Below are 10561 nucleotides of genomic sequence, written 5' to 3' on the forward strand. Positions count from 1 at the left end.
GCTCGCGTACGGGCCCGCCGGTCAGAGCGGCCGCTTCACCGGCCCGGCCTGCGGGGCCGCGGGCGGCTCGGTGACGGCCCCGCCGGGCGCACCGGGCGTCGCTCCGCCAGGTGAACCGGCCGTCGCTCCGCCGGGCGAACCCGCTGTTGCTCCAGCGGGAGGCTCAGTGACCGCTCCGCCAGGTGCTCCGTCCTCCCGCAGGGCCGCCGTCTCGGACTTCAGGATCCGCATCGACTTCCCCAGTCCGCGCGCCATCTCGGGCAGCTTCTTGGAGCCGAACAGCAGCACCAGTACGGCCACCGTGACCAGCACGTGCCAGGGCTCCAGACCATTGCGCAGCATCGCCGCCTCACCCGGCCTTTCGTCGTCGTGACCGGGGCCGCTCGTACGGCGCCCCCGGTCGTCTCGGGGTGGTTTGGGTGACTTCACCGTAAAGCTTGACTGATTTTTCAGTCAATGCGAGAGTCGGTCCCGGCGCTGCCGACCGACCTCGTCCTCCCGGACGACCTCCTCGTCCGCCGCCGACCATCGCCGCGTGGGCCGCTCCCCCGGAGCCCGCCCTCCCCGCCGCGCCGGATCCACCCCCCAGCCCCACCGGAGTCCACCGTGTCCCAGTCCCCCCTCGCCCGCCGCACGGTGCTGCGCTCCCTCGCCGGAGCCGGTGCGATCGCCCTCGGCGCGACGGCCTGCGCCACCGCCGGCGACGAGCCGGCCGGCCCCGCGGCCCCGGCCTCCGGCACCCCCGGACAGCCCGCCGCGCAGCCCCCGGCGCCCGCCTCCGATCCCACCCCCGCGCCCGCCCCCGCCCGCGGCCGGCGGCTCGGCGGCGAGTGGGAGAAGCACGAGCGGACCTTCATGGCCTGGCCTGCCTCCGAGAACGTCTGGGGCGAGCAGCTCGGGGCCGTCCGCAGGGACATCGCCACCGTCGCCCGGGCCATCGGACAGCGCGAACCGGTGGTCCTGCTCGTCCGCCCCGGCCAGGAGGCCTCGGCCCGCAACGCCTGCGGCTCGGACGTCGAGCTGCTCGCCGTCCCGGTGGACGACCTGTGGGCCCGCGACACCCTGCCGGTCTTCGTCGAGGAGGGCGGAAAGGTCAAGGGCGTCGACTTCAACTTCAGCGGCTGGGGCGGGAAGCAGGAGCACGCCAACGACGCCCGGATCGCCCGCACCGTCCTGGAGAAGTACGGGATCGAGCGGCTGGAGACCCCGCTCACCGCCGAGGGCGGCTCCTTCGAGACCGACGGCCAGGGCACCCTGCTGGTCACCGAGAGCTCCGTGGTCAACGACAACCGCAACCCGGGCCGCACCCGCGACGAGGTCGAGGCGGAGCTCAAGCGGACGCTGGGCCTCACCAAGGTGATCTGGCTGGCCGGCGTCAAGGGCAAGGACATCACCGACGCCCACGTCGACTGCCTCGCCCGCTTCGCCGCCCCCGGCGTCGTCTTCCTGGACCGCGCCTTCCCCGGCACCCCGCCCGACGTCTGGTCCCGCTCCGCCGACCAGGCCCGCGCCGTCCTCGCCGAGGCCACCGACGCGACCGGCGGGAAGCTCAAGGTCGTCGAGATCGGCCAGCCCGACCCGGACCGGATCACCGGCCGCGGCGACGCCTTCGTCTCCTCGTACATGAACTTCTACATCGGCAACAAGGGCGTCTACCTGCCGCTCTTCGGCGACGCCAAGGCCGACGGCCACGCCCAGGAGGTCTTCCGGGAGCAGTTCCCGGACCGCGAGATCGTCCCCGTGAAGATCGACACCATCGCCTCCGGCGGGGGCGGCATCCACTGCTCCACCCACGACCAGCCGGCCGGCTGACCCCTCGCCGCCCCGCACCGAGGGAGAAGGGAACCCCCGTGCAGCTGACCCCCACCGAACGCGACCGGCTGCTGATCTTCACAGCAGCCGAACTCGCCCGCGCCCGCCGCGCCCGCGGCCTGCGGCTCAACGTCCCCGAGGCCACCGCGCTCGTCTCGGACACCGTCTGCGAGGCCGCCCGCGACGGGCTGCGCCTGGCCGAGGCCGTCGCGCGCGGCCGCTCCGTCCTCTCCCCCGCCGACGTCCTGCCCGGCGTGGCGGACCTCGTCACCGAGATCCACGTCGAGGCCGTGTTCGAGGACGGCACCCGGCTCGCCGTCATCGCCGACCCGTTCGGCGGCGGCGCCCTCGGCGAGGCCGCACCCGGCGCCGTCCTCACCGACGGCGACGCCGCGACCGGACCGGAACCCGTCCGCACCCTCGCCGTGCGCAACACCTCCGGGGTGCCGGTCTCGGTCACCTCGCACTTCCACTTCTTCGAGGCCAACCCGCGGCTGGCCTTCGACCGGGCCGCCGCCTACGGGATGCACCTGGCCGTGCCGGCCGGCTCCTCGGTGCGCTTCGACCCGGGCGCCACCGTCGAGGTCGGCCTGGTGCCGATCGGCGGCGAGCGGGTCGCGATCGGCTTCGCCGGGCTGGTCGACGGGCCGCTGGACTCGCCCCGGGTGCGGCGCGAGGCGCTGCGCCGGGCCGCCGAACAGGGCTACCTCGGAGCGGCCGACGAAGGACTGGCCGGCGCGGGAACGGTCGACGGCGGAGCGGCCGGCGCAGGAACAAGCGGCGAAGGACAGGAGCAGCACCCGTGAGCAGCAGCATCGACGCGTCCGAGTACACGGCCGTGCACGGCCCGCGCGCCGGGGACCGGGTCCGGCTCGGCGACAGCGGCCTGGTCGTCCGGGTCGAGTCCGACTCCCAGCGGCCGGGCGACGAGTTCCTGGCCGGCTTCGGCAAGACCGCCCGGGACGGCCTGCACCTCAAGGCCGCCGCCGTCCGGGACACCTGCGACGTGGTGATCAGCAACGTCCTGGTGATCGACGCGATCCAGGGCATCCGCAAGACCTCGATCGGCATCCGGGAGGGCCGGATCGCCTCGATCGGGCGGGCCGGCAACCCGGACACCCTGGACGGCGTGGACGTGGTGGTCGGCACCGGGACGGCCATCGTCTCCGGCGAGGGCCTGATCGTCACCGCCGGCGCCATCGACACCCACGTGCACCTGATGTCCCCGCGGATCATGGAGGCCTCGCTGGCCTCCGGCGTCACCACCATCATCGGCCAGGAGTTCGGCCCGGTCTGGGGCGTCGGCGTCAACTCGCCCTGGGCGCTGCGGCACGCCTTCAACTCCTTCGACGCCTGGCCCGTCAACATCGGCTTCCTGGGCCGCGGTTCGTCCTCCCACCCCGCCCCGCTCGTCGAGGCCCTCGCCGAGGGCGGAGCCTGCGGCTTCAAGGTGCACGAGGACATGGGCGCGCACACCCGCGCCCTGGACACCGCGCTGTCCGTCGCCGAGGCCCACGACGTCCAAGTGGCCCTGCACACCGATGGGTTGAACGAGTGCCTCTCGGTCGAGGACACCCTGAAGGTCCTCGAAGGCCGGACCATCCACGCCTTCCACATCGAGGGTTGCGGCGGCGGACACGTCCCCAACGTCCTCAAGATGGCGGGCGTGCCGAACGTCATCGGCTCCTCCACCAACCCGACGCTGCCGTTCGGGCGGGACGCGGTCGCCGAGCACTACGGCATGATCGTCTCCGTCCACGGGCTCAAGACCGACCTGCCCGGCGACGCCGCGATGGCCCGCGACCGCATCCGGGCCGGCACCATGGGCGCCGAGGACGTGCTGCACGACCTCGGGGCCATCGGCATCACCTCCTCCGACGCCCAGGGCATGGGCCGGGCCGGCGAGACGGTGCGCCGCACCTTCGCGGTGGCGGGCAAGATGAAGGCCGAACGCGGCCCGCTGGAGGGCGACGGCCCGGACGACGACAACCAGCGCGTGCTGCGCTACATCGCCAAGCTCACCATCAACCCGGCCATCGCCCACGGCCTCTCCCACGAGGTCGGCTCGATCGAGGTCGGGAAACTCGCCGACCTCGTCCTGTGGCGCCCGGCGTCCTTCGGCGCCAAGCCCCAGCTGGTCCTCAAGGCGGGCTTCCCCGCCTACGGCGTCACCGGCGACCCCAACGCCGCCACCGAGACCTGCCAACCCCTCGTCATGGGGCCCCTGTTCGGCGCCCACGGCGCCACCCCCGCGGACCTCTCCGTCGCCTTCACCAGCCGCGCCGCCGCCGAGTCCGGCACCCACGCCCGCCCGTACGACACCATGACCACCCGCCGACGCCGCGTCGCCGTCCGCCACACCCGCGGCATCGGCCCGGGCGACATGGTCCGCAACAGCCGCCTCGGCGAGGTCCTCGTCGACCCGCGCGAGGGCCTCGTCACCCTCGACGGCACCCCCCTGCGGTCCGACCCCGCCGAGGAGGTCCCGCTGAACCGCCTGTACTTCCTCTGATTCCTCTGATTCCTCCGCCCGTCGACCGGGGCGGGCCGGTGGGACTCCTCGCCGGTCCGCGCGCGGCCCACCGGGGCGAGCCGGCCTCCGCCCCCGTGCGCCGCGCAGTCCACCAGCGCGCCCCGGCGCGAAGGGTTCGCAGGAGGTGCACCGGGCCGCAGACTGTGTCCCGACCCCGCACCGGAGGAACGACGATGCCCACCGCCAGCCGTCCGCCGGCCCCTCCCGTCGCTCCCGGGCGGCTCCCGCTGATCGGCCACGCCCTGGAACTGTGGCGGCGTCCGCTGGAGTTCCTCGGCAGCCTCACCGCCTATGACCGGATCGTGGCCGCCCACCTCGGCCCGAAGCCGAGCTACGTACTGACCAGCCCGGAGCTGGTCCACCGCGTACTGGTCACCGACGCGGCGAGCTTCGCCAAGGGCCGCTCCTTCGACAAGCTCCGCCCCTACCTCGGGAACGGACTGGCCACCTCCCAGGGCCCCCTCCACCTCCGACAACACCGACGGCACGGGCGAGCGGCCGGACCTGCTGTCGACGCTCCTCCAGGCCCGGGACGCCGACAGCGGCGAGGCCATGACCGACCGCCAGCTCCACGACGAACTCATCACCCTGCTGGTCGCCGGCACGGAGACCGCCGCAGGCGGGCTCGCCTGGCTCTTCCACGAGCTGGGCCGGCACCCGCTCGTCGACCAGCGGCTCCACCAGGAACTGCGGGACCACGTCGCCCTTCCCCTCGGCCCCGAGCGGCTGGCCCGGCTGGAGTACACGCGCCGCGTCGTCGACGAGGCGCTGCGCGTCCGCAACCCCGGCGGCATCACGATCCGCCGCGCGACCACCGACGTCGAACTCGGCGGCTACCGCTTCCCCCGAGGCACCGAGTTCATCTTCAGCGCCCTGGTCCTCCACCGGAACCCTCGCTACTTCCCCCACCCCCTGCGGTTCGACCCCGACCGCTGGCTGCCCGACCGGCCCCCCGTCCCGCGCGGCGCGTTCGTCCCCTTCGGCGCCGGCAGCCACCTGTGCATCGGCGAGTCCTTCGCCCGCACCGAGATGATGACCGTGGTCGCGGCTATCGCGGGCCGCTGGCGGCTGGCGCCCGTCCCGGGAACACGGGTACGGGGCGTCATGACCAGCACCAACCGTCCCGAGAACCTCCTGATGACGGCGGAACCGCGCACGGACCCGTCCGGGAACCGCCCGGCCGGGCCCTGACCGGTGCCGGGAGCCGTCGAGAGGCCCCGTCCCGAAGCCCGCGACGGACCGTGGCGCGGATCACAGCGGACTTCGCGCGGACGGTGAAATGCGGGAGCCGCCAAGGCGGTTGGCACGGGCGAACGATCACCGTCACCGCCCTGGCGCCCGCCACCGCCACCGCCGACCGCGAGGAATCCTCATGACCGTCACCGAGCCCGCCGCCTCCCGCGCGGCCGACCTCCTGTCCCGGCCCGTCACGATCAACGGGCTGACCGTGCCCAACCGGATCGTGATGGCGCCGATGACGCGCTCGTTCTCCCCGGGCGGCGTGCCCGGCGAGGACGTGCGCTCGTACTACGCCCGCCGCGCCGCCGCGGGCGTCGGCCTGATCGTCACCGAGGGGACGTACGTCGGCCACGAGTCCGCCGGCCAGAGCGACGCCATCCCGCGCTTCCACGGCGAGGAGCAGCTGGCCGGGTGGGCCCGCGTCGCCGAGGACGTCCACGCGGCGGGCGGCACCATCGTGCCGCAGCTCTGGCACATCGGCATGGCGCGCAAGCAGGGCGACCCGCCGTTCGCCGACGCCCCCGCCGTCGGCCCGTCCGGCATACGGCTGGACGGCACCGAGGGAACGGGGCGGGCGATGACGCGGGCCGACCTCGACGCCGTCATCGGGGCGTTCGCCGAGGCCGCCGCGGCCGCCGAGCGGATCGGCTTCGACGGCGTCGAGCTGCACGGCGCCCACGGCTACCTGCTCGACCAGTTCCTGTGGGCCGGCACCAACCGCCGCACCGACGCCTACGGCGGCGACCCGGTCGCCCGGACGAGGTTCACCACCGAGCTCGTCGCCGCCGTACGCGAGGCCGTCTCCCCCGGTTTCCCGGTGATCTTCCGCTACTCGCAGTGGAAGCTGGAGAACTACGACGCCCGCCTCGCCGAGACCCCGCAGGAGCTGGAGGCGATCCTCACCCCGCTCGCGGAGGCCGGCGTCGACGCCTTCCACGCCTCGACCCGCCGCTACTGGGTCCCCGAGTTCGACGACTCGGACCTCAACCTGGCCGGCTGGACCAGGAAGCTCACCGGCCGCCCCGCCATCACCGTCGGCTCGGTCGGCCTCGACGGCGACTTCATGCGCGCCTTCGCGGGCCAGGGCTCCGGGGTCCAGGGCCTCGACAACCTGCTCGACCGGCTGGAGCGCGACGAGTTCGACCTGGTCGCCGTCGGCCGCGCCCTCCTCCAGGACCCGCAGTGGGCCGCCAAGGTCCTCTCCGGCCGCTTCGCCGACCTGCTCCCGTACGACGCCGCCGCGAGCCGCACCCTGAGCTGACCGCCACGGGCCGACCGGGCCCGGCCCGTACCGCTGCGCTCGCGGTGCGGGCCGGGCCCGGTCGGGTCGGCGGGCGGGCTGGCTGCAGGTGGTCGGACCTCCGTGCCCCGCTCAGCCGCCGAGGGCCTCCGCCACGGGCAGCCGCGGGTCGTAGGCGGCCCAGCCCGGGTCCCCGGTCCCGGCGAAGGCGACCCAGGCACCGTGCACCCGGGCGCCGAGTCCGGCCGGGGCGGGGTCGGGGCCGAGCAGGCCGGTGTCCCCGTGCAGCCAGGGCTCGTCGGCGAGGTCGAACACGAAGGGCAGCTCGATGGTGTGGGCGGCGCCGAGCCGCCCGTCCAGGGCCGTCGAGCGGTACCCGAACGAGTAGCGGTACGTGCGGCGGCCGCCCGAGATCCGGGCGTGGGCCTCCGCCATGCGCGTCGTCCCGGCCTCGAACAGGGCGTGCGCGAGCACGGCGGAGCGCAGTTCGCCCGGCGTGGCGCCCGGCCGCGCCGCCCGCAGGGCGGAGAGGACCGCCGCCGGATCCGCCAGCAGTCCGGCGGCGACGGCGTGGAGGTCGGCCTCCGTGGTGGACTCCAGCTCCCCCTCCGGCACGAGGTAGAGGTTCGCCTCCTCGGTGTTGGTGCCGATGAGCAGGTCGACGTCGCGGGCCGGTCCGTCCGCGAGGGCGTCCGCGGGCTGGACCGGCAGGACGAGGCCGAGCGGGCTGAGCCCGGCCAGCGGGTCGGTGGCGGTGTCCGTCCGCAGGTCGAGGCCGAGCAGCGCGGGCAGGACCGCCAGCAACCGCTCGTCCGGGATCGGGGCGAACGCCTCGGCAGTCGCTTCGACGCCCAGCGCGGCGGCCGCGACGGCGGTGACCCGCCCCGCCTGCTCCGGGGTGAACGCGCCGGTTCCGCTGCCGCTCTGCACGATCGCCCGCCGGAACAGCCCGTCGGCCTCCGGCGCCGCGAGCAGCGCGCAGACCAGCGTCGCGCCCGCGGACTCCCCGAAGACGGTGACGTTCCCCGGGTCGCCGCCGAACGCCCCGATCGTGTCCCGTACCCAGCCGAGTGCGGCGAGCACGTCGAGCAGCCCCCGGTTGGCCGGGGCGCCCGGCAGGTCGAGGAACCCGGGGATGCCGAGGCGGTAGTTCACCGTCACCAGGACGACGCCGTCGCGGGCGAACGCGCCGCCGTCGTAGAGGGCGGCGCGGTTCGAGCCGGTGATGAACCCGCCGCCGTGCACGAACACCATGACCGGGCGCCTGCCGCCGTCGGCCGCGGGCGTGCGAACGTCGACGGCCAGGTACTCCGCACCGGGCGCCCAGCCGGGCCCGAAGTAGGGGCTCACGTCGAGCCGGTCGAAGGCGCGGACCGGCTGCGGGGCCGTCGGCGAGGGCCGCGTGCCGTCGCGGACGCCGGACCAGCCCGGGTGCGGTACGGGCGGGGCGAAGCGGCCGGCGCCGGTCGGTGCCGCCGCGTACGGCAGGGCGCGGTAGCGCTCGCCGGACCCGTCCCGGACGCCGCGCACGGCTCCTGCCGGGGTTTCGACGACCGGATCTGCCTGTCGGGGCATGGGAAACGATTCCTCTCTGACGGTTCTGGAGCTCTCTGGCGGTGCTGGGGCCGACGTACCGGCGGAGCGGGCGCGTCGGCGGATCAGGTACCTCGTCGCGTCAGGAAATGCGGGAGAAGCCCGCCCACTCCCTGATCGCGAACGTCGACCCGTTGCGCGCGACCTCCACCGCGCCCCGGCCGCCGAAGTGCGCCGGGAAGAGCAGCGCACGGTGCTCGGCGGCCTGGCCGAGCAGCCGGTGCCGGGTGGCGCGGGACAGCGCCGGGTCCTCGCAGAAGCAGGAGTTGGTGTCCGGCTCGGCGATCTGGAACGGGCTGTGCACCAGGTCCCCGACGAACAGGGCCTGCTCACCGCCGGACTCCAGGGTGAGCACGGACGAGCCGGGGGTGTGCCCGGGCGCGAGGTCGAGCCGCAGGTTCCGGTCGATCCGGTACGTGCCCTCCCACAGCCGCGTCAGTCCCGCCCGGTGGACCGGCGCGACACTGTCCTCGAAGACGTTCTGGTTCCCGCGGCCGAGCACGCTGCGGTGCCCGTTGGCCGGGTCCCAGAACTCGAAGTCCCGCCGGGTCATCAGGTACCGGGCGTTGGGGAAGGTCGGCACCCAGGTCCGGCCGTCGAGGCGGGTGTTCCAGCCGACGTGGTCGACGTGCAGGTGGGTGTTGACGACGAGGTCGACGTCCTCGGGCCGCACCCCGGCGGCGGCGAGGTTCTCGAGGTAGTCCGTGTCCAGGTGGTTCCAGACCGGCGCGTGGGGCCGGTCCTTGTGGTTGCCCGCCCCGGTGTCGACCAGGATCGTGCGCCCCTCGCTGCGCAGCAGCCAGGACTGGACCGCGGTACGGCACTCGTCCGTCGCCGGGTCCCAGAAGTCGGGCGCCAGCCAGTCGCGGTGCCGCTCCCACGAGCCGTCGGGGCCGGCCGGGCCGTTCGGGCCGTTCGTGCTGCCGGGGCTATCTGGGAAGAACCGGCCCGGAGACAGCCCGGCCGAGCCGTAGAACTCCTTGATCCGGGTGACGGTGACGTCACCGAGGGTGATCTGCTCCGGGTTCCGCCGCATGGGCTCCCCTCCTCGGGTCCGGGGCACGCGGTCGACCGTCCGCCGACCGCTCCCGACCGTTTCCGGTCGGGACCGAGCCTGGCCCCTCCGAGCGGCACCGACCAGCCCCCGCTCGTCCTACCCCGGCCTGTCCTACCCCTCACAGGGTGTGGCTGGGACCGCTCCGGGCGCCGAATACTGGGGGGCATGAACGGACCCGGCCCGCTCGGCGCCTTCCTCAGAGCCCGACGGACGCGGCTGCACCCCGAGGACGTCGGCCTGCGCGAACTCGGGCCCCGCCGTCGGGTGGCCGGGCTCCGGCGCGAGGAAGTGGCCCAGCTGGCGGGCGTCAGCGTCTCGTACTACACCCGGCTGGAGCAGGGCCTGTCCCGCGGGGCGTCGGCCGAGGTGCTCGACGCGATCGCCCGCGCGCTCCTGCTCGGCGACCACGAGCGCGAGCACCTCGACCGGCTCGCCGTCGCCGCCCGCCACACCCCCCGGGTGCGCCGACCGCGACCCGAGCGGCTGGCGGACGAGACCCGCGACCTACTCCGCGCGGTCGACGGCGTCCCGGCCGTGGTGCTCGGCCGCCGTACGGACGTGCTGGCCTGGAACGCCCTCGGGCACGCCCTGCTGGCCGGCCACGTGGACGTCCACGGCCCGGACGACCCGGCGCGACGCCCGAACCTGAGCCGGATGCTGTTCCTGGACGGGCACACCCGGGAGCTGTACGTGGACTGGCAGCACAAGGCGCGCACGGTGGTCGGCAGCCTGCGCGCCACCGTCGGCAGGCACCCCGAGGACCCGCTGCTGGCCGAGCTGATCGGCGAACTGACCATGAAGAGCCCGGAGTTCGTCGCGCTGTGGGGCGACCACCGGGTGGCGCCGTGCGACACCCGCTCCTACCGGCTGCACCACCCCGTCGCCGGCGCGCTCACCGTGACGCAGCAGATGCTGTCGATCGCCCGCTCACCCGATCAGGTGCTCGTCGTCTGCACCGCCCCCGCCGGCTCCCCCTCCGAGGCGGCCCTCGCCCTCCTCACCCGGGCCGGCGTCGGCGGCGGGGTTCCGCGGAGCAGCGGTCCGCCCCGGAACGGCAAAGGGCCCGCACCGTGCGTGACGCACGGTG

At 74.8% G+C, this 10561-nt stretch carries 9 protein-coding genes and 1 pseudogene; 7 read left to right on the forward strand and 3 right to left on the reverse strand.

Translation table 11 applies throughout. From position 1 onward, the window contains the following. Positions 1 to 21: 21 nt before the first annotated feature. On the reverse strand, positions 22 to 342 hold the full coding sequence (gene tatA, locus ACFRQN_RS20220; RefSeq protein WP_375875350.1) for a Sec-independent protein translocase subunit TatA: 321 nt from the start codon (positions 340 to 342) through the stop codon (positions 22 to 24). Between the two features lie 264 nt (positions 343 to 606). Between tatA and ACFRQN_RS20225 the strand changes: the two genes are divergently transcribed. The 6 genes and pseudogenes from ACFRQN_RS20225 (at position 607) to ACFRQN_RS20250 (ending at position 6845) form a co-directional block, all read left to right on the forward strand. Continuing rightward, positions 607 to 1812: an agmatine/peptidylarginine deiminase gene (locus ACFRQN_RS20225; RefSeq protein ID WP_380741429.1), complete on the forward strand. Its 1206-nt coding sequence runs from the start codon at positions 607 to 609 to the stop codon at positions 1810 to 1812. Positions 1813 to 1850: 38 nt separating this feature from the next. Then, positions 1851 to 2618 carry an urease subunit gamma gene (ureA, locus tag ACFRQN_RS20230; protein ID WP_079272537.1) on the forward strand — a complete coding sequence of 256 codons (768 nt, stop codon included), beginning with the start codon at positions 1851 to 1853 and terminating at the stop codon, positions 2616 to 2618. Continuing rightward, positions 2615 to 4324 (forward strand): urease subunit alpha, encoded by a 1710-nt coding sequence (locus ACFRQN_RS20235; RefSeq protein WP_074004626.1) that lies wholly within the window; start codon positions 2615 to 2617, stop codon positions 4322 to 4324. The genes ureA and ACFRQN_RS20235 overlap by 4 nt, the downstream gene beginning before the upstream one ends. 194 nt (positions 4325 to 4518) lie before the next feature. After that, a pseudogene (locus tag ACFRQN_RS20240) lies at positions 4519 to 4770 on the forward strand (cytochrome P450); the annotation flags it as partial. Between the two features lie 82 nt (positions 4771 to 4852). Continuing rightward, positions 4853 to 5536 carry a cytochrome P450 gene (locus ACFRQN_RS20245; protein WP_380741432.1) on the forward strand — a complete coding sequence of 228 codons (684 nt, stop codon included), beginning with the start codon at positions 4853 to 4855 and terminating at the stop codon, positions 5534 to 5536. Between the two features lie 181 nt (positions 5537 to 5717). After that, positions 5718 to 6845 carry an NADH:flavin oxidoreductase gene (locus ACFRQN_RS20250; protein WP_117492833.1) on the forward strand — a complete coding sequence of 376 codons (1128 nt, stop codon included), beginning with the start codon at positions 5718 to 5720 and terminating at the stop codon, positions 6843 to 6845. Between the two features lie 111 nt (positions 6846 to 6956). On the opposite strand, the gene ACFRQN_RS20255 is transcribed toward ACFRQN_RS20250, so the two are convergent. Both ACFRQN_RS20255 and ACFRQN_RS20260 read right to left on the reverse strand, forming a co-directional pair. Then, positions 6957 to 8399, reverse strand: a complete 1443-nt coding sequence (locus ACFRQN_RS20255) for a carboxylesterase/lipase family protein (RefSeq protein ID WP_380741430.1) — start codon at positions 8397 to 8399, stop codon at positions 6957 to 6959. Between the two features lie 100 nt (positions 8400 to 8499). After that, a complete protein-coding gene (locus ACFRQN_RS20260; RefSeq protein WP_049649850.1) occupies positions 8500 to 9453 on the reverse strand; it encodes an MBL fold metallo-hydrolase in 954 nt (317 codons plus the stop codon). Positions 9454 to 9639: 186 nt separating this feature from the next. Between ACFRQN_RS20260 and ACFRQN_RS20265 the strand changes: the two genes are divergently transcribed. Beyond that, a partial coding sequence (locus tag ACFRQN_RS20265; protein ID WP_380741431.1) for a helix-turn-helix domain-containing protein occupies positions 9640 to 10561 on the forward strand: 922 nt, incomplete at its 3' end.

This window comes from Kitasatospora sp. NPDC056800 (genome assembly GCF_042789775.1).
GTDB lineage: Bacteria > Actinomycetota > Actinomycetes > Streptomycetales > Streptomycetaceae > Kitasatospora.

Excerpts from the sequence above, each read along its gene's own strand:
- tatA (WP_375875350.1), bottom strand. The coding sequence starts at position 342 with ATGCTGCGCAATGGTCTGGAGCCCTGGCACGTGCTGGTCACGGTGGCC.
- ACFRQN_RS20250 (WP_117492833.1), top strand. The coding sequence starts at position 5,718 with ATGACCGTCACCGAGCCCGCCGCCTCCCGCGCGGCCGACCTCCTGTCC.
- ACFRQN_RS20255 (WP_380741430.1), bottom strand. The coding sequence starts at position 8,399 with ATGCCCCGACAGGCAGATCCGGTCGTCGAAACCCCGGCAGGAGCCGTG.
- ACFRQN_RS20260 (WP_049649850.1), bottom strand. The coding sequence starts at position 9,453 with ATGCGGCGGAACCCGGAGCAGATCACCCTCGGTGACGTCACCGTCACC.